We start from the raw sequence: 22,812 nt of genomic DNA on the forward strand, positions 1-22,812 counted from the left end.
CACCTGGGCGGGGCGGGTCAAACCGGGGGTGTGTCGCCTTCCGTCGCCTCGGTCGGGGTGTCCGCCGCGTCGTACACGACCTCGCCGCCGACGACGGTGAGGACGACCGGCATGCCCGGGATGTCGCGCGGGTCGGCGGAGAGCAGGTCCCCGGCGAGTACGCACAGGTCGGCGACCTTGCCGACCTCCAGGGAGCCCTTCCACTCCTCGGCGAAGTCCTGCCAAGCGGCGTTGACCGTATAGGTGCGAAGCGCCTCGGCCAACTGAATGCGCTGGTCCGGCCCGCTGACCCGGCCGCTCGCCTTGGACTCCCGCAGCAGCATGGTGGCGACGCCCTGGCGCCAGTCAGGGAAGGTCACAGGGGCGTCCGAGCCACTGGCCACGGTCACCCCGGCGTCCAGGGCATCGCGGTACGGCCACGCATACGCCGCCCGCTCCGGGCCGACGAACTCCTCCTCCACATCGGCCACGACCCATTTGATCGTGGGATTCATGTTCACGCCGAAGCCGTGCTCGGCGAGCGTCTTCATGCTGCGGGCGGTGAGGAAGTCGCCGTGGATGACGTAGTGCCGGGGGTCGTTGCGCGGGTGTTCGGCGGCCGCGGCGGCGAAGGCGTCGACGACGGCATCAATGCCGCGGTCGCCGGTGACGTGGACGCCGATCTGGTAGCCGGCGGCGTGCGCGTGCCGGATCATCCGGCCGACCTCGGCGACGCGCTCGTCGTCGGTGTCGCCGCCGACGCACAGGGATCCGCAGCCGCCGCCGACGTACGGTTCGTGCATCCAGGCGGTCTTGTTGGGCACGATGCCGTCAGCGAAGATCTTCACGCCGACAACGTTGAGCAGTCGGGGGTCGGCGGTCGTGAGGCCGCCGGCCCCGCCCAGTGCCTGGATGAACTCCTCGGCGGTGCCCACCATCCCGGTCGGCAGCAGCAGCACGCTGACCCGCGCGGTCAACTCACCGCCGGCCAGCAGCCGCCGATAGACCTCCAAAGTGCTCTGCGCGAGGGCCCCGCGCATGAGGGAGTCGCCGCCGGGCCCGAGGCCGGGTTCGGTGTAGCTGGTGACGCCGACCCGGGCCAGGGTGGCGAGGGTCGACTTGATCGCCTCGGCGCGTACCTGCGGGGAGAGCGCGGGCAGCGCCCGATGGACCAGATCCTGCGCGCCTTCCTGAAGGAGGCCGGTGGGCTCCCCGGCGGCATCGGTGACAATGAGCGGGCCGTACGCGTCCACGGCGTCCCGGTCGACGCCGGCGCGGGCGAGGGCGGCGGAGTTGACCCAGGTGGCGTGGCCGGAGAAGGAGTACAGCAGCACCGGGTGGTCCGGGCTGACGGCGTCCAGATCGTGCCGGGTCGGCAGCCGGGAGGGGTCGGCGACGCACTCGGCGAGGTAACCGGGGTCCCAACCGTGGCCGCTGATCCACTCCCCCGCCGGGGTGTGCGCTGCCGCGTCCCGCACAGCCTCGGCCACGTCGGCGATGGAGCGCACGGCCGGGTGGCTGACGTCCAGCGACAGCGGGGGCATGCCGATCCCGAACGCGCAGCCGTGCAGATGCGAGTCGTTGATGCCGGGCAGCAGCGTTCCGCCGTCGAGGTCGACCACCTGGGTGCCGGGGCCGATGGACGGGGCAACGTCATCGCGGTCGCCGACGGCACTGATCACCCCGTCGGTCACGGCCAGCGCGGAGGCGACGGTGAAGTCGGGATCGACGGTGAGGACCGATCCGTTGAGGAAGACCAGGTCTGCGTGGGTGGCCAAGGCGGCGTCCTTTCATCGGTGCGTCGCGGCCGCGCGCACACCCCCCGGAGTGGGGGCGCGTACGACGGGGTCGCGAGGTCGGACGATGAGGACTATGGGCCCTGGCGGGGGATCACCACATCGGTCATTCAACCGATACGGCATGAGCGCCGCCAGCACTGGTGAAGGTTGCCTGCGGTGAACCGTAATCCCGCGCGCCGCCGGTCCCATGTTCCGCCCCGCGGCGGGGTGGCCGGTCCCGCCGCTGGTCACGGCAGGACCGGGTAGTCCTCACTTCCGAGGGCGACCACCGCAACCTCCTGCCCGTTGCACCGCTGATCGCTGGTACTTCGGCCCCTGGTGGAACGCCGTCGCCGTCGCCCGCCTCGCCCGCGAACTCGTCCGCGGCCGGCTCCGTCTTCCCCGACCAACTCACTGCGTGGCTCGCCCTCACACTGTCCACGAGCGCGGACGCGGCCGGCCTCCTCTTCCCGACCATGAGCCCCGGGGTCGCCCCGGCCCTTGTCGAGGACGACCGCGCTCTGACCGAGGCCGACGTCTTCACGACGAAGTCCGAAGACCGCTACCCCGACATCTTCGGCCTCGCCCCCACCACCACGACCGGCACCACAGCCCTGGCCGAGCACCTCGCCAGGCTTCCGCGTCGGTCGCTGGCCCTCAGTCATGACACCGACGCCAACGCGGCGCTTCTCTCCAAGACCGCCGAGGAAGTCACAGCCACCCGCTGAACCGCCCCAGAAGCCCACCATGAGCCGGGATGGCTGGTTCAGCGTCCTGGACCAGGCGGCCGGGCTCGGTGTGAGGATGGTGCAGTACATCGGGGGCGAACCCACGCTCCACCCGTATCTGCCCCAGCTCATCGACCGCGCCATGGCTCTCGGGATGCGCGTCGAGGTCTTCTCCAACCTGGTCCACGTCCGCCCGTCCATGCGGCACGCGTTCGACCGGGAGGGGGTCACCCTGGCCACCTCGTACTACAGCAGGCACACATCGCCGAGGCCGTTCGGCGGGGCATCCCACCTCCGTGCCTCCATCGTGCACGTCCTGGACGGACAGACCCGGACCGTCGATGTCAGGAGTTGCGTGGGGCTACCAGGCCGGATTCGTAGGCGAGGACCACGAGTTGGGCCCGGTCACGGGCATGCAGCTTGGCCATGGCCCGGTTGATGTGGGTTTTCGCGGTCAGCGGGCTGATCACCAGACGGCCCGCGATCTCGTCGTTGGACAGGCCCTGCGCGACCAGGACGACGGCCTCGCGCTCACGGCTGGTCAGCTCTTCCAGCCCCGCGCCCGAATGTCCTTGACCAGGAATCCGGCAGCGCCGGCGCGCAGCGCGTCGAAGACGTATTCGTCCAAGCTGTAGTTGGTCAGGATGACGACGTGCACTCCGGCCAGGGCCGGGTCCGCGGCGATGCGCCGGGTCGCCTCGATGCCGTCGATGACCGGCATCTGGATGTCGATGAGCGCGACGTCGGGCAGGTGCTCTTTGGCGAGCTCCAGGCCCTCGCTGCCGTCGGTGGCCTCGGCCACCACCTCGATGTCGTCTTCGAGATCGAGGAGTGCGCGGAATCCGCTGCGAATGAGTGGCTGGTCGTCGACCAGCAGGACACGGATCATGACGTTCGGTCCAGGGGGAGTTCGGCCTGGACGGTGAAGCCGCCCTCGCCGCGCGGTTCCGCCCGCAGCCGGCCGCCGAGGGCGGTGACGCGTTCGCGCATCCCCAGCAGCCCGACGCCGGGCGTCGGCGCGGTGACCGGTGTGGCCTTGCCGTCGTCATCGATGCGTATCGCGAGGGCGTCGGGGCGGCAGTCGATCCGGACCGACGCCGTCTCGGCGTCCGCGTGACGGGCGATGTTGGTCAGCGACTCCTGAACGATCCGGTAGACGGTCCGGCCCACCGCGGCCGGCACGTCGTGCCGCTGCCCCTCGATCGTGAGCGTCGCCTCCAGGCCGGTCTTGCTTGCTCGTTCCACCAGTTCCGGGACGTGGTCGAGCCCACGCGGCGGGGCCGTGTCGTCGTCGCGCAACGCCTCCAGGGTCGCGCGCAATTCCCGGGCCGCCTCACGACCGGCCTCCTGGATGGCCAGCAGGGCCTCCGGTACCTGTTCCCCTCGCTTGCGGGCCACGTGGACGGCGACTTCGGCCTGCACCTTGATGACCGAGATCTGGTGGGTGAGCGAATCGTGCAACTCCCGTGCGATGTCCAGCCGCTGCTCGTCGGCGCGGCGCCGCGCGGTCTCCTCCCGGGTGCGCTCGGCATCATCCGCCCGCCGCTCGGCCTGCCGCAGCGCTTCCCCCGCGGCCCCGGCGGCGATCAGCCAGGCCAGCTCGAGGGCGCCTCGGGCCTGCGCGAACGCCTCGCCCGTGTCGTGCAGACCCGAGGCCAGGGCCGCCAGGGGGAGAGCAGCCAGCACGGCCACGCTCGCCGCCACCGTGATCGTGCGGTGTCCCGCCCGCACGGCCGCGTACACCGCGAACAGGTACGCGACGGCAGGCACATCGAAACCGGCCGCCTGGTACCCCACCGCGCACAGCCCGGTGAGGGCCAGGACGGGAACCGGAGCACGGCGGCGCGCGGCAAGCGCCAGGCCGCCGGCCGCCAGCAACGCGTAGCCGAGCAGGTCCAGCTTCGTGACGGAGTGCTGCCCGGATAGCCCGGTGACCAGCAGCGCCGCCGCCACGCCGACGGCGATCACCCAGTCTGTGACGCCGGCGCGAACACCGAACCGTCCTTTGATCATGCGCGCACCTTAGCCGGATGCCGCCGCGGGCGAGTCCCGCTCGCGGACGAGCGGCCGACTACCGCACACGCAGTAGCGTCGCGGCGCCTACCGCGCCTGTAGCAGCCGGGTGCGCCAGCGGCGGCAGAGCGAAGTGCCTGCGTCCGCAGGACGACCGGCGGTGGGTCCAACGGACATGCTCAAGCGACGTCCAGTCGTGTCGTCGGAAGAGAAGGAACACCTCAATGTCTGTTCGCCGCCTGCTTGCCACCGCCGCTGCCGCCCTGCTCGGAGGCATCGGGCTTGCCGCACCGGCGTCCGCGCACTCCTCGGCCCAGCCGGTCGCCGCCGGTTTCTACGACTTCGGCCTCGGGCGACTCGGGGCCACCACGGGCGCGCTGCTGGGGCTGGCCGGCGTGGTCATCGCCTGGCTGGCGCTGGCCCGCCCCGCCAGTCGTCTCGGCGCTGCCAACGGATCTCTCGGGGCCATGCTGGCCATGGCGGCGGGGCTGATCAGCATGGCCCTCGGCGGGCTGGTCGCGGCCACCGCCGACGGTGGCCTCGGCACCGGCAACGGCCTTGGCGGGGCCTACGTGGCCATGCTGGTGGGGCTGATCGGCACGGCCCTCGGCGGACTGGCTCTGGCCCGCTCCCGCCGCACCAGCTGACCGCAGCGGACGAGCGCGCGTTCGGATCTGCCTGAAGGACAATCAGATGCCGTCGAATACCGGCGCTGTCGAAACTCGTGAACTTTTCGACTCGCCGACGGACACTGGCGGCCTCCCAAACTCGTGAACAAGGCTGTCCGTTCTCGCATACAAAGCCAAGTTCTTGGCCTGCAAGACGATGACCGGTGTGACGCCGATCGATAGTTGGCCATCTCGATCCGTAGTTGGCCATCGTCCCTTTCGACTGCCCAAGTGGGGCCCAGGCGCCTGTCGGAGGCTCAGCCGCTCGTCTGAGTTCGGTGACCCGCGTCACACCCGGCTCCTGTCAGCAATCGGGGCGCCGTCTCGTTCAAGGGGCACGCGAACGAGACAGGAGCAACGCCATGAAGCACCGCATCGTCGTACTCGGCGCCGGATACGCCGGGGCCTTCGCCGCCGGAAACCTGGCCCGCCGGCTCTCCCCCGCCGACACCGAGATCACCGTCGTCAACGCCGTGCCCGACTTCGTTGAGCGGATGCGGCTCCACCAGCTCGCGATCGGCCAGGACTTCGCGTTCCGCAAGCTCGCCGACGTATTCGCGGGCACCGGGGTGCGGCTGCGCCTGGCGCGCGTCACCGGCGTCGACCCCGAGCGCAGAACCGTCGCCGTGACCGGCGAGGACGGCGATGGCGAGCTCGCGTACGACACACTTCTCTACGCGCTCGGCAGCTCCGTAGCCCACCATGGCGTCCCCGGCGTGGCCGAGTACGCCTTCGATGTGACCGGCCTGTCCTCGGCGCTGCGTCTGCGCGAGCGCCTGGCCGGCCTGGGCGAGGGCGGCACCGTGCTGGTCGTCGGTGAGGGGCTGACCGGCATCGAGACCGCCACCGAGTTCGCCGAGTCCCGGCCCGACCTCTCGGTCGCGCTCGCCGCCCGCGGCGAGCTGGGCGCCTGGCTCTCCCCGAAGGCCCGCCGTCACCTGCGCCAGGCCTTCGACCGGCTCGGCGTCACCGTCCACGAGCACACCGGCATCGAAGCCGTCGAGCCGACACGGGCGATCGCCGCCGACGGTACGTCCATCCCGGCCGACGTGACGGTGTGGTCGGCCGGGTTCGCCGTGCACCCCATCGCGGCCGCCAGCGGCCTGGAGGTCGCCGAGACCGGCCAGATCCTCGTCGACCGCACCATGCGCTCGGTCTCACACCCGGACGTCTACGCCGCCGGTGACTGCGCCTACGCGATCGGCGAGAACGGCCGGCCGCTGCCGATGTCCTGCGCCTCGGCGGGCTTCACCAACATGCAGGCGACCGCCGCGGTCATCGCGCGCCTGACGGGCCGCGAGGTCCCGACCACCGGGCTGAAGTACCACGGCAACCACATCAGCCTCGGGCGGCGGGACGCGATATTCCAGATGGTGGACGGGGACGTCCGGTCGAAGTCCTGGTACCTGGGCGGCCGGACCGCCGCGCGGCTCAAGTCGGGCGTGCTCAAGGGGGCCGGGTGGGGCATCGCCCACCCGACCTTCGGCATGCCGAAGCGCAAGCGCCGCCTGGCCACCGCGCCCGACCAGGCCGGTGTGAGGGGCGCCGCATAGGCTGTTCCGCATGGACAGCGCAGCCATCGATCGGTTCGAGGCCAGCCGGGGCCGGCTGGCCTCGCTCGCGTACCGTCTGCTCGGCTCGGCAGCCGACGCGGAGGACGCCGTGCAGGACGCGTTCCTGCGCTGGCAGGCCGCGGACCGGGAACGTATCGAGGTGCCGGAGGCGTGGCTGACCAAGGTCGTCACCAATCTCTGCCTCGACCGGCTCCGCTCGGCGCAGGCGCGCCATGAGCGCGCTGTCGGAGACTGGCTGCCCGAGCCACTCCTCGAGGGCGACCCGATGCTCGGCCCCGCCGACACCTTCGAGCAGCGCGAATCGGTGTCCTTGGCCGTACTGACTCTCATGGAGCGCCTCTCGCCGGTCGAGCGGGCCGCTTACGTCCTGCGCGAGGCCTTCTCGTACCCCCACGCCGAGATCGCCGGGATCCTCGACATCACCGAGTCCGCGAGCCAGCAGCATGTCCACCGGGCCCGACGCCGGGTCGCCGCCGAGCGCCGCGGCGGCGGCGAGGTGGACCCCGCGTCCGCGCGCCGGATCGTCGAGGAGTTCCTCGCCGCCGCCACGTCGGGGCGCACCGAACGGCTGGTGGCGATGCTCACCGCAGACGCGACCGCGGTCTCGGACGGCGCCGGACTGGCCAGGCGGCTGCTGCGGTACACGACGCGCGAGCGCGTCGCCTCCTACGTGCGGGCCGGCCTCAAGCCCACTCCGGCGAAGCGGCGGCTGGCCGGCGGCTCCCCTGCGTTCCACATCGCGCTGGTCAACGGCTCCCCGGCCGTCCTCGCCGTGGTCGACGACCGGGTCGTGGGCGCCGTGGCGTTCGAGGTCAGCGACGGCAAGGTGGCGTCCCTGCGCGGCATCGCCGCCGCGGACCGGCTCGCGCGCCTCAATGAGGCCTGGCGGCAGCACGAACCCGACGCGCCGGTCATCAACGCATGGTGACCGGAGCCACCGGAATCCAGTGACCTGAGTCGGAGCGAGGCCGGCACCCTTCGGCCCCCGCGCTCAGCTGACAGGCCGGCGGCCAAGCAACTCGCCGAGTCCTTGCCGGGTGGCGGCCAGCACCACCCGGTCCTGAGGCCGCAGGACGTAACCGGGGTGCAGGTCCCACACCAGACTGGGCGAGGGGCCGCCGCCGTCCGGGGGCGTGGCGGCGAGGTCGCGCAGCCGGTCGGTGGGCTCGGCGGCGTCGAGCGCGATCACCCGCCAGCCTCCGGGCCGGAACGCCTCGGCGACCGTGCGGCCCTCCAGCTGCGGGTTCCCCGCCACCGGCAGGGCGGCGAAGAGCAGCACGCGCCGTTCGATCGGGATGGCGCCCAGAATCTGGCGCCCCATCATGGCTCCCGCGAAGGCCGGCGCCGCGAGGGTGGAGACGCTGCGGCTGCGGGTGAGGGCCTGGGGATGGGCCGCGCGCAGAGTGCGGTAGACGGCGGTGGCGAAGTAGTCGTCGTACAGGCGCAGCGCCACCCGGAGGTCGGGGCTGACCGAGCGGGCGTAGAGCACCGCCTCCAGATTGGTGGTGTCGGAGCTGGTGAGGGCGAGGAGAGCGTGGGCCCGCTCGATCTTGGCGGCCTCCAGTACGCCTTCCTGAGTGACATCGCCGACGACGGTGGGCACCTGCAGTCTGCGAGCGAGCGGGATGCCGCGCGCCTCGGGGGCCTCCTCCACGCACACCACGGGAATGTCCAGTTCACGCAACCGGGCCAGGACTCGGGTGCCGACCTTGCCGAGCCCGAGCAGTACGACATGCCCGGAGAGTCTCCGCGGCGGGCGGCGCAACGCGGATGCGGTGCGGAAGGTGCCGAGCGCTTCCAGTACCGCGGCGACGAGCAGGGGGAGGAGCAGCATGCCGGTGAGTCCGGACAGGACCTGGAGTATCTGCCGTCCGGTGGGTTCGTCGACGGCCGGGTCTCCGATGGCCAGCAGGTCGAGCAGGGAGAGGTAGGCCGCGTGGAGGGGGTGTGCTCCGGTGATCTGCCAGGAGGCGATGGCCAGGGTCAGCACCGCGGCCGCGACGCCCGCCACCGACCAGCGCAGGCGGCGGGAGAACAGCGAGGACAGCGGCACGCCGCGGCCGCCCAGGCGTCGCGGGGCCGGCGATGCGCCCGTGGAGGAGACGGTCTCCAGGACCACGGTGCCGCGTCCGGTGGCGGCGGCGACCTCGGCGTCGTCCGGCAGCAGTCGCGGGCCGTCGTCGCCGCTGCTGTCGGAGCCCTCGCTGCCGGCGGGGTCGGCGGCGGTGGAGGAGAGCAGCGCGAGGGTGCACAGCCCTGGGTCGGCGACCTCGCCGCGGCCGGGCGGTGTCCGCTCGGCCGCGCGCAGGAGCAGCCCGTCGGCCTGGACCACCTTGCGGGTGCCCGCGACGGCGGTGGCGGCCAGGGCCGGGGCCGCGGTGTCGGCGTCCGAGAGCACGGTCGTGGCGGCGTCCAACTCAGCGGGATCCAGGCCGGGGACAGCGAGTGCCGCGGCCTGGTCCAGCAGCTCTTCCAGGTGCTGGCCCAGCTTCCGGTTGTACAGCCGGATGACGAGCCGCAGCCGGGGGTTGAGGCGGCGGGCGCGCAAGGCGGCGTGGATGTTGGTCTCGTCGTCCTCATGGACCAGGGCGAGGGCGGTGGCTCGCGCCACCCCTGCCTCGGTCAGGACGTCGTCGGTGAGACCGGGGCCTCCAGGATCCGTTCGTCCTGGTCCGGGGCCGGGTGTGCCGTCGGCTGGCGGGGGACGGTGGTGCGCCCGACCGCCGCGGTGACGCGGTCGAAGAGCGCGGAGGCGCGCAGCTCTCTTCCGCGGCGCAGCCCCGCGGCAGGCGTCCCGGTGGCATCCGGTGCCGGGGTGGCAGCGGGGACGACGACCGTGACGCGGGTGCGGTAGACCTCGCGGAGCTCGGCGGCGAGGCGGTGGGCGAGGGCGTCGTCACCGCAGACGACCATGTGCGGGACGGCCGGGTCCGTGGACGGTCCGGCGTTGGCAGGCACGACCATCAAGCCCCCCGTCATATGGTCAGCGGTTTCGGATCAGCTCAGGGCGAAGTAGCGCAGCCACACATACGCTGCGGCCAGTGCCACGGTCACCGCGGTGACGACCAGACCGTACTTGGTGAACTGCCAGAAGGAGATGGGCTGGCGGCTGCGTTCGGCGATGCCCAGGACCACGACGTTGGCGGAGGCGCCGATGGCGGTGGCGTTGCCGCCGAGGTCCGCGCCGAGGGCCAGCGCCCACCACAGCACATGCGGGCCGTCGCCGCCGCCGAAGCTGTGCGTCAGGTCGGCGGTGATGGGGGCCATGGTGGCGACGTACGGAATGTTGTCGACGATTCCCGACAGCGCGGCGGAGCCGAACACCAGCAGCATCGCCGCGCGGAGCTCGCTGTCGCCGGTGGCATCCGCCAGGGCGCCGGAGACCTCGCCGATGACGCCGGTCTCGATCAGCGCGCCGACCATGATGAACAGCCCGGCGAAGAAGGCCAGGGTCGGCCACTCGACCTCGTTCAGCGCCTCGCCGGTCTCCACCGAGGAGACGGCGATGAGCAGCCCGGCACCGAGCAGGGCGACGACGCTCGGCGCGAAGTGCAGCACCGGGTGCGCCACGAATCCGATGATGACGAGGGTGAGGACGGCCAGGCCCTGGGCCAGCAGCCGGTGGTCGCGGATCGCCTCGCGCTCCTCCAGGGCCAGCACTTCGGCGGCGCGTTCCTCGTCGTAGACGAACACCTTGCGGAACATCACCCGGCACATCACCACCAGAACGGCGGTGAGGACCGCGGAGATCGGTGCCAGATGGACCAGGAAGTCGTTGAAGGACAGGCCGGCCCGGCTGGCGATGATGATGTTCGGCGGGTCACCGACGAGGGTCGCGGTGCCGCCGATGTTGGACGCCATCACCTCCGCGATCAGATACGGCGCGGCGGGCAGGGCGAGCCGTTCACAGACCAGCAGGGTGACCGGGGCGACCAGCAGGACCGTGGTGACGTTGTCCAGCAGCGCGGAGGCGACCGCGGTGATCACTATCAGCATCGCCATCACCCGGAACGGCTTGCCGCGGGCGCGCTTGACCGACCAGATCGCCAGATACTCGAACAGGCCCGTCTGCCGCAGCACACCGACGATCGCCATCATCCCCAGCAGCAGGAAGATGACATTCCAGTCGATCCCGGAGTGCTCGTCGAAGAACGCCGCCTTGTCGTCGGTGGCGCTGATCGCGAGCATGATCCCGGCCCCTGCCAGGGCGGCGGCCGTACGGTGCACCCGCTCGCTGATGATCGCCACGTATGCGATCACGAAGACGACGACCGCCGCCCAGCTGTGCCAGTCCCTCATGTCACCCCAAGGAGTCGCTCCAGCAGGTGCGCGGCGGTGATGACCCCGAGCAGCCGGGAGCCGCCGCGCTTCCGACTGCCTCGTTCCACCACCGCGACCAGCGGGCTGCGGTCACGCGCCATCAGCGCGGCGACCTCCAGCACGGTGTCGTCCGGGTCCGCAACCGACGGCTTCTGACGTTCCTTGGCCAGGCAGTCGGCCACCCGCCGCCCCGCCAGCGCCTCACACATCCGGTCCGCATGCGGCTCGTCGACCACCGCCGCAAGCGTCGGATCCTCGATCACATATCCGGGCACCAGCAGCTTGACCAGCCGGGACGCGGGCAGCAGGGCGTACGGCTCCCCGTCGTCGCCCATCACCAGCACCCCGGGCAACCGCTGCTCGGCCAGCAGCCGCGCCGCGTCCAGAGCGTCGCTGTCCAGACTCACCGACGGATACTCCACCGCCAGATCACGTGCGCGCATCGCCGTCCTACTCTCTAGAGGCCGCGGGCTGTGCGGCCATGGCCGTCTTCCTCTTCGCGTCCTCATCGTCGTCGTCCGGTATGCCGACGAGGTCCTCGACATCGAAGAGGCGGGCGACAGGCACATCCGTGCTGCTGTGGGCGGCGATGGAGAACGCGATGCACACCGCGATCAGGGTGTACGCCTCCTCGCCCTGCGGGATGCCGGACTGCAGCACCAGCAGCCCATACACGACGGAGGCGAAACCTTTCGGCCCGAACCAGGCCGCCGCCAGCCGCTCCCGCCGGTCGAAGCGCGTACCGATCAGCGAGATCAGCAGCGAGGCCGGCCGGATCAGCACGATCGCCAGGACCACCGCCACGTACCCGCCAACCGACAGATCACCGAACAGCTCCGGCGTCAGCAGCGCACCGAACACCAGCAGCGCGGCGAACTTGCTCAACTCCGCCAGGGCCTCACCCAGCGGCTCGAACGCCTCCTTGGACTCCGCCGAGACGGAGGCCAGGACCGCGCCCGCGGAAAACGCCGCCAGGTAGGGGTTGGCGTGGGTGAGGTGGCAGGTCGCGTACAGGATCACACCGGTTGCCAAGGGCAGCAGCGGCTGGAGCTTCGGCTCGGCACCCAGCAGCCGGAACCGCACCAGCCCGTTCACCACCAACGGCAGCACGACACCAAGCGCCAGCCCGCCGACCAGCTCCAGGCCGATCTTCGACAGCGACGCCTCGGCCGTGCCCGAGGTGGGACCTGCGGCCGTGATCAGCACCAGGACGACCGGCAGCGCCAGCCCGTCGTTGATCCCGCTCTCCACATTCAGCAGCTGCCGCAGCCGGGCCGGCACCTTCTTGCGTCCCACGATCGCCGACGCGAACACCGGGTCGGTCGGCGCCAGCACCGCCCCGACCAGGAAGGACGTCGTCCAGTCCAGGCCGGCCAGGAAGTGGGTGATCAGCGCCATCCCGACGAAGGCCAGCGGCATGCCGAGCCCGAGGGCCCGCGCCGGGTTCCGCCAGGCGCTGCGCAGCGCGGGAAACGAGACGTGCATGCCGTCGGTGAACAGCACGGCGAACAGTGCCAGATCAGCAGTGACCGCGACGATGGAGCTGTCCGCGGAGACGTGGATCAGCCCAAGGAAACCGTCACCGACAAGCGCACCGGCGACGAGGAAGAGAAGAGACGTGGAGAGTACGGACCGGGCCGCCAGACCCGAGACCAGTACCGCGATGAGGAGTGCAACGCCGAAGACAGCGATGAGCACCATGAGTTTCGCCCCCGATCGGTCAAGAGATTGATCCCTTGTTCGCCGACCAGACTTCCCGGCACTCCGCCAGGCACCTTACAGGATTCTTACGCGTTCACTATGGAATCTTGACGCTGCTCTCGGGATTCACCACCCGGGAGCAGGCGGCGAGGCCGAGATGACGGCAGCACCGAGAGAGCGGCGGCTGCGGCTACGGGACAGGGCCTTCACGGGGAACAGCTTGAAGTAGGCAGTACCGATGGGGGCCTCCCACTTCACGGCCCGCGTGTACGCGCCTTTGACGGTGCCCGGATACGTACCCTTGTCGGGCGCTCACCCAGCGCTCCCTTGCAGCCGAAGTCGGCCGCCGCACCAGCGGACTCGGTGGCCAGCCGAGCCCGCTGTACCGCACCACCCCACCAGTCAGCCCCTCACCGTGACGCTGAGCGTCCGGATAGCCGACGCGCTGGAACAGCCCTTCGTCTGGGTTGCACCCGTCCCCGCAGGAGGCACGGGCCACTGGCGCGCCCAGGGAACCCTCTTCCTCTCCGCCGACCGGCCCCGTACGCGGTGCTCCCGGATCGTCACGCGGCGGTTCGCGTCGAGTGGCGGGTGCACACGATCAGTGGGCGTGGCAATCATCCACACTGGAGGTGTCGGCCCCGGGAGGCTCTGATGAACGGCAACACCGCCGGCGAAATGAGCGCAGCCCCGTTGCTCCTGGACGGCGCGCTGCCGGACCGGTTCCGCGGCCAGCCCGTACCGGAGCCGTCCTCGATGCGGCTGGCCGATCTGCTCGACGCTGTCGACACGAGGCCGCAGGACCAGCCGTGGGTGGCGCTGGGAGAGAACCCCGGGCGGGAGATGATCTTCGGCGCCGTCGGCAAGGTCTGGAAGCCCTCGCCCGGTTCGGCCGCTACTGGTCGCTCGTCTCGCCAGGGGTCGGCATCGTCATGCGCGCAGCACTCCAAGCGGTCAAGGAGATCGTGGAACACCGGGCCCGGCCCGGGCCCGCCGAGCGAGGTGCTGGAGGAGATGAGATGTGATGCGTGTCGTCATCGTGTACGAGAGCTTGTTCGGCAATACGCGCCAGGTCGCCGAGGCCATCGGCGAGGGCGTACGGGAGTCGCGTCCGGAGGCCGAAGTCGACTGCGTGCCGGTGGACGAGGCGGACCCGCAGCGCGTCGGTCCGGCCGACCTGCTGGTGGTCGGAGGCCCGACCCACATGCGGGGCATGACCTCGCGCCTGTCACGGAAGATGGGGCTGACGGCCGACAAGAGGGAAGGCGAGCAGGCCGAGCACCAGCACGAGCCCGAACCGGGTGCGGAGGGGCCGGGCGTCCGCGACTGGTTCCACACACTTCCCAAGGCCCGCGACGCCACCCGCGCCGCCGCCTTCGACACCCGCATGGACTCCCGCCTGGCCGGCGGCGCCGCTCACGGCATCGCACGCAGACTGCGCCACCACGGGTACCAGCTCGTGGCGGAGCCGGAGGGTTTCCTCATCGAGGACGCCGAGGGCCCGCTACGCGAAGGGGAGATCGACCGGGCGACGGCATGGGGAGCGGCATTGAGCTGAACGGGAGATCCGCGCTCTGCTGAAGTGGTGACCGGTGGCTTCCGGTGGGAGCCTGGGCATATGGACGGGCATGAACCGTTCCTGAAGCGGATCTCCCCGGTCGTCCTGGGCGCCGCTGTGGGCGTGTACGCATTTCTCGTGCGGCCCCGGGTCCGTCGCTGGGGGGCGACAGCCGATGAGGCTGCGCGCGCTTATCCAGGAGACGAGCTCGTTCCCTACGCGGACAGTCAGACGACGATGGCCGTGACGCTGCCGGCTCCCCCGAGGACGTCTGGCCCTGGCTGCAGCAGATGGGGTGCGATCGGGCGGGCTGGTACAGCTGGGACCGGTTCGACAACGGCGGCCGGACCAGTGCGGAGAGCATCGTGCCGGAGTGGCAGGACCTCAAGGAGGGCCAACGCCTCGCCTCGGTGCCGAACGGCACCGCTTGGTTCACGGCCGCCGTGGTGGATCCACCGAAGTCGCTGGTCTTGCGTGCCGATCTGAAGCTGCCCTCGGGCCGGCCGTTCGACCCAAGCCGGTGGCCCCCACCGCGGGGCTACGTCGGCGGGATCTGGGGATTCCATCTCCGGCCTGTTTCCGCGTGCGCAACCCGCCTCGTGGTACGCACGCGTGGCCGTGGCACGCCGCGTCCGCTCATGTGGGTGGCCGACCTGCTGCTGGGGGAACCCGCTCACCTCATCATGCAGACCCGTCAGTTCCGGAATCTGCGTGCTCGTGTCAGCACCGGCGGCTCCGCCTCGTGTCCGAGGCCGACCCCGCCCTGACTCCTCTCCTGTCCAAGACACCGGTCTGCGACACATCAGGACATCGACGATCCGCCCGCTCACGGAGGGGCGTTGAGGGAGATGACCAAGGTGACGTCCGCCCCGTATCCCGTACGCGTCGAAGCCACACTCGACCCTCAGCTGTCCCGATGGCTGTGGCTGGTCAAATGGCTGCTCGCCATCCCGCACTACATCGTGCTGGTCTTCCTGTGGATCGCGTTCGTGCTCGCCGGCATCGGAGCCTTCTTCGCCATCCTGTTCACCGGCCGATACCCGCGGGTACTTTTCGACTTCAACGTCGGTGTCCTCCGCTGGAACTGGCGCGTCAACTACTACACCCGTGCCGGACTCGGCACCGACCGCTACCCGCCGTTCACGCTCGCCGACGTGCCCGACTACCCGGTACACCTCGAAATCGCCTACCCGGAGCGACTCTCCCGCGGTCTGGTCCTCGTGAAGTGGTGGCTGCTCGCGATCCCCCACTACATCGCCATCGCCATCTTCCTCGGCGGCTTCCACTGGACGGCATGGTACGGCGGGCTCATCAGCTACCTCTCCCTGGTCGCGGTGATCGTGCTGGCGGCGACCGGCCGGTACCCCTCCGGCCTCTTCGACTTCATCCTCGGTCTGGATCGATGGGTGCTACGGGTCAGCGCCTACGCCGCCCTGATGACCGACGAGTACCCGCCGTTCCGCCTGGACATGGGCGGACATGAACCCGGCGACGAACCGGCACTTCTCCGGAAGCCACCGGCTCCGGGCTGACGGTCCCCGGGTACCCCTCGTTCACGGAACGGGGTTGTCGGCACGACCTACGAAGCGCGTCAGGCGAGGTGCTGGGGGCGCTGCTTGGCGCTCTGCGCCTGGGTGGCGATGACGGCGGCCTGGATCCGTCGTTCCACCCCGAGCTTGGCCAGCAGGTGTGAGATGTGGTTCTTGACCGTCTTCTCAGCGAGGTACAGCCGCCGGCCGATCTGGCGGTTCGTCAGCCCGTCGCCGATCAGTGCCAGGATCTCCCGCTCTCGGGCCGTCAGGCCTTGCAGGGCCTCCGGCCCTGATTCTTCTGCTCCGGTTCCCCGCAGCCGTGCCATGAGCCGGGTGGTGGCGCGGGGTCGAGCATCGACTGGCCCGAGGCCACCGTGCGTACGGCCGAGATCAGGTCCGCTCCCTGGATCTGTTTGAGGACGTAGCCCGCGGCTCCAGCCATGATCGAGTCCAGCAGTGCCTCCTCGTCGTCGAAGGAGGTGAGCATCAAGCACGCCAGGCCGGGCATGCGCGAGCGCAGTTCCCGGCACACGGTCACTCCATCGCTGTCGGGCAGGCGTACGTCCAGCACCGCGACCGTCGGACGCAGCGCGGGCACGCGTACCAGGGCCTGCTCGGCGGTGGCCGCCTCGCCGACCACGGTGATGTCCGGCTCATCGTCGAGCAGATCGCGCACCCCGCGGCGTACGACCTCGTGGTCGTCGAGCAGGAAGACCGTGATCGGGGTGTCCGGACCGGTCGGTTCGCTGTGTGCCATCAGCCGCTCCCGTCGTGTGTCGAGCCACCGCCCCGGAGGAGGGGACCCGCTTCTCAGGGTGCCACCACGCAGGCCGGTCGCCTGTGAGGAGGGAACGCCCTGTGTCGTACAGCGGACCTCCGTACCGGGCCGCGCCACCGCGCTCGTGGAGCAGAGCCGCCACGCACCGTGGCGGCCCGCGGCCCCCATACCCGTCGGGCTCATCCCTCTCGTGCCTTCCCGCGGTGGGGCGGATACTCAGAGGTGCGAGAGGATCTTCGACCGCCGGGCGCTGGTGGAGGAGCGACGTTGGGAAGCGCCGATGAGGGCCGGGTGCACGTGCCTCAGCTCCGGCTGGACGAGCTGCTGGAGGAGCTCCAGGCACGCCTTAACGCGGTCCGGGAAACGCGAGACCGGGTGCACGGCCTGTTCGAAGCGGTGCTGTCGGTCGGGAGCGGGCTGGACCTGGAGCACGTACTACGGCGCATCGTCGAGGAGGCCGTATCCCTGGTCGACGCCGAGTACGGGGCCCTGGGCGTCATCGGCCCAGGAGGGAAGATCGTCCAGTTCCTGCCGGTCGGGGTGAGCGAGGAGCAGATCGCCGCCATCGGCCCCTTCCCCTCCGGACACGGCATTCTGGGCGAGCTGATCCGCCACCCGGAACCACTGCGGCTGCCGAAGCTCTCCGAGCACCCGGCCTCGTACGGCTTCCCGGCGCATCACCCGCCGATGGACACCTTCCTCGGCGTTCCGATCCGGGTGGGCGACCAGGTGTTCGGCAATCTGTATCTGACCGAGAAGCGGGGTGGCGCCGAGTTCGATGCCGAGGACGAGTCCCTGCTGTCCACCCTCGCAGTCGCGGCAGGGGTGGCGATCGACAACGCCCGGCTGTACGAGGAGGGACGGCGGCGTGAGCGCTGGCTTCGGGCGAATGCGGAGATCACTTACAGCCTGATGTCAGGCAAGCCCCGGAGCGAGGTGATGGGGCTGATCGCCGAGTCGGCGAAGGAGATCACGGACGCCGCACTGGCCATGGTGGCCCTGCCGATGACGGACACCTCCACGTTGTCGGTCGAGTTCGTCCTCGGCGAGGGCGCGGAGGCGCTCCGCGGTCTCGTACTGCCGGTCGAAGGCAGCTTGATCGGTACGGCGTTTTCCACGGTGGCCCCGGTCACGAGCGCGGACGTGTCCCACGGCCCCCGCGTCTTCGCGAGCCCGCTCCGTGTCGCCGGGCTGGGTCCCGCGGTGGCGGTGCCCATCGGGACTGGCTCCGCCACAGGCGCCGGGGTGCGCGGTGTGCTGCTGTTGGCGCGGGCATCCGGACGTCCGGGCTTCGCCGAGGAGGAGACCGAGCCGCTGATGGGCTTCGCGGGGCAGGCGGCGGTGGCGATGGAGCTCGCGGAGCGGCGGAGGGATGCCGAGCAGGTCGCGCTGTTGGAGGAGCGCGACCGGATCGCCCGTGACCTGCACGATCTGGCCATCCAGCGCTTGTTCGCCACGGGGATGACGCTGCAGAGTGCAGCACGGGTCATCGACCACCCTGGCGCCTCCGAACGGGTGCTGCGCGCGGTCCGCGACCTGGACGACACCATCAAGATCATTCGCTCGACGATCTTCGGCCTGCGGTCACACCAGCCCGGGGCCGGGCAGAACCTGCGGGCCCGCGTCGTCCAGGCGGTCGGCGAGGCCACCCCCGTGCTGGGATTCGCGCCGAGTCTGCGCATGGAGGGTTTGCTGGACACGCAGGTGCCCAGGGAAGTCGCCGACCAGGTGGTACCGGTGCTCTCGGAGGCGCTGGCCAATGTCGCCCGGCACGCGCACGCCGCCCGCGTCGACGTGGTCCTCGGCACGGACGGGGATGAGCTCACGTTGACCGTCACCGACGACGGTACGGGGATCCCGCCCGAGGGCCGCCGCAGTGGCCTGCGCAACCTCGCCGAGAGGGCCGAGCGCCTGGGCGGGGAGCTTCAGCTGTCCGCCCCGCCCGGTGGCGGGACGGTTCTGACCTGGCGCGTGCCCGTGAGCTGACCGCCGCTGTCCAGGACCCGCCCTGTCACCAGCTCAGGGGCGATCCGGATGAAGACCTCCCCGGGCGCCGACGCCCAGGAACCGTTTCCGCGTGCTCCCCCGCCACGCCCACGACCCCTACCTGCGCCGGCTGCGCTGAGCAGGCCCTGTCGACCGCCGCCACCGGATCGCACGGGCTGGAGGCCGACGGGTGGCCTGCGGCCGAGGTCCGCGATCAACCTGTGGTGCGACGGATTCCGCCGCGGCGGGCGGCGGTGTGCCGGTCCGCCAGCGTCGCAGGCGGGACGCGTTGGTCACCACCGACAGAGAACTGAGTGCCATCGCGGCTGCGGCGATGATCGGGCTGAGGCGGATGCCCCACACCGGGTAGAGGGCTCCGGCGGCGAGAGGGACGCCCACGGCGTTGTAGATCAGGGCGAAGAACAGGTTCTGGCGGATATTGCGCATCGTCGCGCGGGAGAGCCGGATGGCGGTGACGACGCCGGTCAGGGAGCCGGAGATGAGCGTGATGTCGGCGGCCTCGATGGCAACGTCCGTACCGGTGCCGATGGCCAGGCCGACGTCGGCGGCGGCGAGCGCGGGGGCGTCGTTGATGCCGTCGCCGACCATGCCCACCGTGCGGCCCTCGCCCTGAAGGCGGTGGATCTCGTCCGCCTTGTGCTCCGGCAGCACCTCGGCGAGTACACGCCCCACGCCGACCTGGGCGGCAATGGCGGCGGCGGTGCGGGCGTTGTCGCCGGTGATGATGACCGTCTCGATGCCGAGCCGGTGCAGGGCGGCGATGGCCTGGACCGAGTCCTCCTTGACGGTGTCGGCGACGGCGAGCACCCCGGCGGGCCGCCCGTCGACCGCGGCGAAGACCGGGGTCTTGCCCTCGGCCGAGAAGCCGGCCGCGACCGGGTGGAGTGCACCGGTGTCGATGTCGACATCGCCGAGCAGCCGGGCGGTGCCCACCAGGACCGTGTGACCGTCGACGGTGGCCCGCACGCCCTTGCCGGTGAGGGATTCGAAGCCGCTTGCCACAGCCCAGGCCAGGCCGCGGCCACGGGCCCCGGTGACGATGGCCGCCGCGAGGGGATGCTCGCTGTCGGCCTCGGCCGCCGCCACCAGGCCCAGCAGTTCGTCGCTCCGGACGCCGTCGGCGGCGCGTACATCCGTGAGGACGGGCTTCCCGGAGGTCACGGTGCCGGTCTTGTCCAGCACGATCGTGTCCAGCTTGTGGGCGGTCTCCAGGGCCTCGGCGGAGCGGATGAGGATGCCCGCCCGGGCGCCCTTGCCGGTGCCGACCATGACCGACAGCGGGGTGGCCAGGCCGAGGGCGCAGGGGCAGGCGATGATCAGCACCGCGACCGCGGAGACCAGCGCCAGGGTGAGCGCCGGGGCCGGTCCGATGGTGTACCAGAGGGCGAAGGTGGCGATGGCGACGGCGATGACGGCGGGCACGAAGTAGGCGGAGACCGCGTCGGCGAGCCGTTGGATGGGGGCCTTGGACGCCTGGGCCTGCCGCACCAAGCGGATGATCTGGGCGAGCGTCGTGTCGGCCCCGACCCTGTTCGCCCGGACCCGGAGCGATCCCGTGCCGTTCACGGTGGCGCCGATGACCGTGTCCCCGGCCCGCTTGGTGACCGGCATCGGCTCGCCGGTGACCATCGACTCGTCCACCGGCGAGGACCCGGACAGCACGTCGGCGTCGACCGGGACCTTCTCCCCGGGCCGGATCACCACCTCGTCGCCGACCGCGACGTCCTCGACGGGGATCTCGGTCTCGGTGCCGTCGCGCACGACGCGCGCGGTGCGGGCCTGAAGGCCCAGCAGGGCGCGGATGGCCTCGCCGGTGCCGGCCTTGGCGCGGGCCTCCAGCAGGCGGCCGAGCAGGATGAGGGTGAGGATCACCCCGACCGCCTCGAAGTACACCTCCCGTACGTCCTCCGGGAGCAGGCCGGGGGCGAGAGTGACCAGCAGGCTGTAGCCGTAGGCGGCGCTCGTCCCGAGGGTGATGAGGCTGTTCATCTCCGCGCCGCGGTGGCGCAGGGCCGCCCAGCCGGTGGTGTGGATCGGCCACCCGGTGTAGAGCATCACCGGCGTGACCAGTGCCAGTTGCAGCCAGTGGTTCAGCAGCCAGCCGGGCAGCCAGTCAGCACCGAAGAGCTCACGGGCCATGACGGCGAAGAGCACGGGCAGGGTGAGCACCACGCCGACCGCGACACGGCGGGTCAGATCGGCAATCTCCGCTCTCCGCTCGGCGGCCTCGGTCGCTTCCGCCTCGGCTCCGGTCTCCCTGCCGCCCGCGGGTCCCGCAGCTGTGGCGGCAGCCTCCTCCCGGCCGCCGCCGTCCGGGGCGGCGGCCGTGCCGCCGGGTCCGTCCGTCGGTTCGACCAGCAGCGTGCCGTGGATCATGTTCATCCCGCAGGCGAAGCCGAAGGAGCCGGCGTCGGCCGGGCGGAGGCGCACGGTGGTGCGTGCGTACGCGGGCAGCCCGGCGCTGACCCTCAGGTCGGGGAAGACGACCCGGGAGGTGCACTCCCCGCTCTCCCGCCGATCGAAGACCAGCTCCACCGGCACCCCCTGGCGTACCTTGATGACGCTGGGGCTGTAGCCGCCACGCACCGTCACCTCGACCCGCTGGACCCCGCCCTCCAGCCGCGCCGCACGGGCCCGGCGCGGTCCGAAGAAGAACCAGCCCAGCCCAGCCCGGCGATCAGTACGGTGGCGAAGACCACCACGACCACATCGGCGACACCCATGGCAGACCGTCCTCCCTGCCTGTTCGCTCCCTCCAGCCTGCCTCGCGGCTACCCGTACCAGGTAGGGGCTGACCAGCCCACCGTCCCGGGACCAGTGGCCCCTGCACCCCGCGCCCGGAGCCGGGGACCATGGCAGTAAGCAGCGACCGAGCCGAGCGGCGGGCTCGCACCCGCCTCAGGAGGCCGCACTGCCGACCACCCCCACAGCCCTGCCGGGCCCGCTGTCCCCGAAGGAGGCGCCGCCATGAGCAACACGAAGAACTACGGCCTGTACGCGCTCGCGCTCGCCATCGTCGTCGTCGGCACGCTGGCGCTCGGCGTGCCCGCGGAGACACTCTTCGTTCTGGCCGTTGTGGCCATGTGCCCGCTGATGATGTTCTTCATGATGCGCGGCATGCACGGCGATGGCGGCAAGCACTCCGACGAGAGCGGTCCACCGCATGAGCGCGACCAGCACCAGCAAGGATCCGGCCGACGCAGCGGTCAGGCATCTGTGCCCTGAGGGAGGCTGCGACCGTGGTCGGCGGCGTACGCGGCGAAGACTTCCGACGGTGGTCCGCCCGTATGGAGGAAACGCTGGTCAAGGATGGCGGCGAGGTCTTCCAACGCACCGGCGAGGACATCGGCGGTCAGACGCACGTCCGCCCGCCGGGCGGCCTGCCCGCGCTGGGCGAGGTCGGCGGCGTAGGCGACCATGGCCGCGAGGGACGCGGGATCCTCACCGTCGTGGAAGTAGTAGGCCTCCGCGTACTGGGTGAAGTCGATGCGGACGCGCACCACCTCGGTGGCCAGGCTCTCCAACAATGAGGCCCCCACTGCGCAGTCGAGCTGCTGCGTCGACGGGTCCGAGCGACGCAGCAGCGCCAGCCGGATCGCCAACACCCTTCTGCGCGTCAGCGCCGGGTAGATTTCGAGCACCCAGGAGACGGTGGCCGTGAAAAGGGCGAAGCCGACGAGGGCCTCCAACGGCGCGGCGACGCGGAGCCATCCTTCGGTGGGCACGACGTCGCCGAGTCCGAGCGTGGCGACCGTGGAGAGCGACAGGTAGAGGGCGTCGAGCAGGTCCGACCGCTGCGACGGTCGCGAACCGGCCGTGAAGCCGAACGCCTCCGGCATGTGGGGCCAGTAGACGATGGCCCAGCCCAGGATGATGGTGGTGGCCCACATTCCGACCACCGTCACCATGGCGAGCGGCCCGACGAGCCCGACCACGCGCCTGCGAGCGCGCAGATGCTGGGACAGCTTCCACAACGCCGTCATGACGAGTCGGCTCAGACCGCCGTGGCGGGTGGGATGCCACAGTGTGTGGAACAGATCTCGCAGGGCGGCCATGACCAGCCCGGCTCCCGCCAGCGAGACCAACCACTCCATGTTCGTCTCCCACGGCCCCGTTCCGTGGAGCGGCCCGCGCGGCCCCGGACAGTGAGGCGTCCGGCCCAGCCGTCTGCCGCCC

At 71.2% G+C, this 22,812-nt stretch carries 17 protein-coding genes and 3 pseudogenes; 9 read left to right on the forward strand and 11 right to left on the reverse strand.

Going from position 1 to position 22,812, the window contains the following annotated elements; translation table 11 throughout:
• Nucleotides 1-17: 17 nt before the first annotated feature.
• Nucleotides 18-1,757 (reverse strand): amidohydrolase, encoded by a 1,740-nt coding sequence (locus Q3Y56_RS02765; RefSeq protein WP_304460377.1) that lies wholly within the window; start codon nucleotides 1,755-1,757, stop codon nucleotides 18-20.
• A 476-nt stretch (nucleotides 1,758-2,233) separates the two neighbouring features.
• Here Q3Y56_RS02765 and Q3Y56_RS02770 point away from each other — a divergent pair, with 476 nt between their 5' ends.
• Nucleotides 2,234-2,485, forward strand: coding sequence for a hypothetical protein (locus Q3Y56_RS02770; RefSeq protein WP_304460378.1), 252 nt, complete (start codon nucleotides 2,234-2,236; stop codon nucleotides 2,483-2,485).
• A 19-nt stretch (nucleotides 2,486-2,504) separates the two neighbouring features.
• Nucleotides 2,505-2,924: a radical SAM protein gene (locus Q3Y56_RS02775; protein ID WP_304465908.1), complete on the forward strand. Its 420-nt coding sequence runs from the start codon at nucleotides 2,505-2,507 to the stop codon at nucleotides 2,922-2,924.
• On the opposite strand, the pseudogene Q3Y56_RS02780 reads toward Q3Y56_RS02775, so the two are convergent.
• Together Q3Y56_RS02780 and Q3Y56_RS02785 are read right to left on the reverse strand one after the other, a co-directional pair.
• Nucleotides 2,830-3,374, reverse strand: a pseudogene (locus tag Q3Y56_RS02780) (response regulator transcription factor). The gene Q3Y56_RS02775 and the pseudogene Q3Y56_RS02780 sit on opposite strands and share 95 nt — an antisense overlap.
• Entirely contained in the window at nucleotides 3,371-4,498 is a 1,128-nt protein-coding gene (locus tag Q3Y56_RS02785) for a sensor histidine kinase (RefSeq protein ID WP_304460379.1), read from the reverse strand. The pseudogene Q3Y56_RS02780 and the gene Q3Y56_RS02785 overlap by 4 nt, the downstream one beginning before the upstream one ends.
• 224 nt (nucleotides 4,499-4,722) lie before the next feature.
• Between Q3Y56_RS02785 and Q3Y56_RS02790 the strand changes: the two genes are divergently transcribed.
• The 3 genes from Q3Y56_RS02790 to Q3Y56_RS02800 all read left to right on the forward strand — a co-directional run bounded on the left by Q3Y56_RS02790 (nucleotide 4,723) and on the right by Q3Y56_RS02800 (nucleotide 7,668).
• A complete protein-coding gene (locus tag Q3Y56_RS02790) occupies nucleotides 4,723-5,145 on the forward strand; it encodes a DUF6223 family protein (protein ID WP_304460380.1) in 423 nt (140 codons plus the stop codon).
• A 383-nt stretch (nucleotides 5,146-5,528) separates the two neighbouring features.
• Nucleotides 5,529-6,719, forward strand: coding sequence for an NAD(P)/FAD-dependent oxidoreductase (locus Q3Y56_RS02795; protein ID WP_304460381.1), 1,191 nt, complete (start codon nucleotides 5,529-5,531; stop codon nucleotides 6,717-6,719).
• Between the two features lie 10 nt (nucleotides 6,720-6,729).
• Nucleotides 6,730-7,668 (forward strand): sigma-70 family RNA polymerase sigma factor, encoded by a 939-nt coding sequence (locus Q3Y56_RS02800; protein ID WP_304460382.1) that lies wholly within the window; start codon nucleotides 6,730-6,732, stop codon nucleotides 7,666-7,668.
• Between the two features lie 63 nt (nucleotides 7,669-7,731).
• On the opposite strand, the pseudogene Q3Y56_RS02805 reads toward Q3Y56_RS02800, so the two are convergent.
• The 4 genes and pseudogenes from Q3Y56_RS02805 to Q3Y56_RS02820 form a co-directional block, all read right to left on the reverse strand.
• Nucleotides 7,732-9,653, reverse strand: a pseudogene (locus Q3Y56_RS02805) (NAD-binding protein).
• 84 nt (nucleotides 9,654-9,737) lie between these two features.
• A complete protein-coding gene (locus tag Q3Y56_RS02810) occupies nucleotides 9,738-11,039 on the reverse strand; it encodes an ArsB/NhaD family transporter (RefSeq protein WP_304460383.1) in 1,302 nt (433 codons plus the stop codon).
• Nucleotides 11,036-11,503: a CBS domain-containing protein gene (locus tag Q3Y56_RS02815; RefSeq protein ID WP_304460384.1), complete on the reverse strand. Its 468-nt coding sequence runs from the start codon at nucleotides 11,501-11,503 to the stop codon at nucleotides 11,036-11,038. The genes Q3Y56_RS02810 and Q3Y56_RS02815 overlap by 4 nt, the downstream gene beginning before the upstream one ends.
• A 7-nt stretch (nucleotides 11,504-11,510) precedes the next feature.
• Nucleotides 11,511-12,761 carry a sodium:proton antiporter gene (locus Q3Y56_RS02820; RefSeq protein WP_304460385.1) on the reverse strand — a complete coding sequence of 417 codons (1,251 nt, stop codon included), beginning with the start codon at nucleotides 12,759-12,761 and terminating at the stop codon, nucleotides 11,511-11,513.
• Nucleotides 12,762-13,785: 1,024 nt separating this feature from the next.
• Here Q3Y56_RS02820 and Q3Y56_RS02825 point away from each other — a divergent pair.
• Nucleotides 13,786-14,319 carry a flavodoxin domain-containing protein gene (locus tag Q3Y56_RS02825; protein WP_304460386.1) on the forward strand — a complete coding sequence of 178 codons (534 nt, stop codon included), beginning with the start codon at nucleotides 13,786-13,788 and terminating at the stop codon, nucleotides 14,317-14,319.
• 848 nt (nucleotides 14,320-15,167) lie between these two features.
• Nucleotides 15,168-15,851 carry a DUF4389 domain-containing protein gene (locus tag Q3Y56_RS02830; protein ID WP_304460387.1) on the forward strand — a complete coding sequence of 228 codons (684 nt, stop codon included), beginning with the start codon at nucleotides 15,168-15,170 and terminating at the stop codon, nucleotides 15,849-15,851.
• 59 nt (nucleotides 15,852-15,910) lie between these two features.
• Here the strand turns inward: Q3Y56_RS02830 and Q3Y56_RS02835 are convergent.
• A pseudogene (locus Q3Y56_RS02835) lies at nucleotides 15,911-16,608 on the reverse strand (response regulator).
• A gap of 288 nt (nucleotides 16,609-16,896) precedes the next feature.
• Here Q3Y56_RS02835 and Q3Y56_RS02840 point away from each other — a divergent pair.
• The gene (locus Q3Y56_RS02840; protein WP_304460388.1) at nucleotides 16,897-18,615 is read left to right on the forward strand and encodes a GAF domain-containing sensor histidine kinase; all 1,719 of its coding nucleotides are present in this window, start codon (nucleotides 16,897-16,899) and stop codon (nucleotides 18,613-18,615) included.
• Nucleotides 18,616-18,732: 117 nt separating this feature from the next.
• On the opposite strand, the gene Q3Y56_RS02845 is transcribed toward Q3Y56_RS02840, so the two are convergent.
• Together Q3Y56_RS02845 and Q3Y56_RS02850 are read right to left on the reverse strand one after the other, a co-directional pair.
• Nucleotides 18,733-21,228 (reverse strand): heavy metal translocating P-type ATPase, encoded by a 2,496-nt coding sequence (locus Q3Y56_RS02845; protein WP_304460389.1) that lies wholly within the window; start codon nucleotides 21,226-21,228, stop codon nucleotides 18,733-18,735.
• Complete coding sequence (locus Q3Y56_RS02850; protein WP_304460390.1) at nucleotides 21,225-21,359, reverse strand: hypothetical protein; 135 nt, start codon at nucleotides 21,357-21,359, stop codon at nucleotides 21,225-21,227. The genes Q3Y56_RS02845 and Q3Y56_RS02850 overlap by 4 nt, the downstream gene beginning before the upstream one ends.
• 244 nt (nucleotides 21,360-21,603) lie before the next feature.
• On the opposite strand from Q3Y56_RS02850, the gene Q3Y56_RS02855 reads away from it, so the two are divergent.
• Nucleotides 21,604-21,861 carry a DUF2933 domain-containing protein gene (locus Q3Y56_RS02855; RefSeq protein WP_304460391.1) on the forward strand — a complete coding sequence of 86 codons (258 nt, stop codon included), beginning with the start codon at nucleotides 21,604-21,606 and terminating at the stop codon, nucleotides 21,859-21,861.
• Here Q3Y56_RS02855 and Q3Y56_RS02860 read toward each other — a convergent pair.
• The gene (locus tag Q3Y56_RS02860) at nucleotides 21,843-22,730 is read right to left on the reverse strand and encodes a potassium channel family protein (protein WP_304460392.1); all 888 of its coding nucleotides are present in this window, start codon (nucleotides 22,728-22,730) and stop codon (nucleotides 21,843-21,845) included. The genes Q3Y56_RS02855 and Q3Y56_RS02860 overlap by 19 nt on opposite strands.
• Nucleotides 22,731-22,812: the final 82 nt, after the last annotated feature.

Source organism: Streptomyces sp. XD-27 (assembly GCF_030553055.1).
In the GTDB taxonomy this organism is placed as follows: Bacteria; Actinomycetota; Actinomycetes; order Streptomycetales; family Streptomycetaceae; genus Streptomyces.

Excerpts from the sequence above, each read along its gene's own strand:
- Q3Y56_RS02795 (WP_304460381.1), top strand. The coding sequence starts at position 5,529 with ATGAAGCACCGCATCGTCGTACTCGGCGCCGGATACGCCGGGGCCTTC.
- Q3Y56_RS02790 (WP_304460380.1), top strand. The coding sequence starts at position 4,723 with ATGTCTGTTCGCCGCCTGCTTGCCACCGCCGCTGCCGCCCTGCTCGGA.
- Q3Y56_RS02775 (WP_304465908.1), top strand. The coding sequence starts at position 2,505 with ATGAGCCGGGATGGCTGGTTCAGCGTCCTGGACCAGGCGGCCGGGCTC.
- Q3Y56_RS02850 (WP_304460390.1), bottom strand. The coding sequence starts at position 21,359 with ATGGGTGTCGCCGATGTGGTCGTGGTGGTCTTCGCCACCGTACTGATC.
- Q3Y56_RS02830 (WP_304460387.1), top strand. The coding sequence starts at position 15,168 with ATGACCAAGGTGACGTCCGCCCCGTATCCCGTACGCGTCGAAGCCACA.
- Q3Y56_RS02810 (WP_304460383.1), bottom strand. The coding sequence starts at position 11,039 with ATGAGGGACTGGCACAGCTGGGCGGCGGTCGTCGTCTTCGTGATCGCA.
- Q3Y56_RS02825 (WP_304460386.1), top strand. The coding sequence starts at position 13,786 with ATGCGTGTCGTCATCGTGTACGAGAGCTTGTTCGGCAATACGCGCCAG.
- Q3Y56_RS02800 (WP_304460382.1), top strand. The coding sequence starts at position 6,730 with ATGGACAGCGCAGCCATCGATCGGTTCGAGGCCAGCCGGGGCCGGCTG.
- Q3Y56_RS02855 (WP_304460391.1), top strand. The coding sequence starts at position 21,604 with ATGAGCAACACGAAGAACTACGGCCTGTACGCGCTCGCGCTCGCCATC.
- Q3Y56_RS02815 (WP_304460384.1), bottom strand. The coding sequence starts at position 11,503 with ATGCGCGCACGTGATCTGGCGGTGGAGTATCCGTCGGTGAGTCTGGAC.
- Q3Y56_RS02770 (WP_304460378.1), top strand. The coding sequence starts at position 2,234 with ATGAGCCCCGGGGTCGCCCCGGCCCTTGTCGAGGACGACCGCGCTCTG.
- Q3Y56_RS02785 (WP_304460379.1), bottom strand. The coding sequence starts at position 4,498 with ATGATCAAAGGACGGTTCGGTGTTCGCGCCGGCGTCACAGACTGGGTG.
- Q3Y56_RS02820 (WP_304460385.1), bottom strand. The coding sequence starts at position 12,761 with ATGGTGCTCATCGCTGTCTTCGGCGTTGCACTCCTCATCGCGGTACTG.
- Q3Y56_RS02860 (WP_304460392.1), bottom strand. The coding sequence starts at position 22,730 with ATGGAGTGGTTGGTCTCGCTGGCGGGAGCCGGGCTGGTCATGGCCGCC.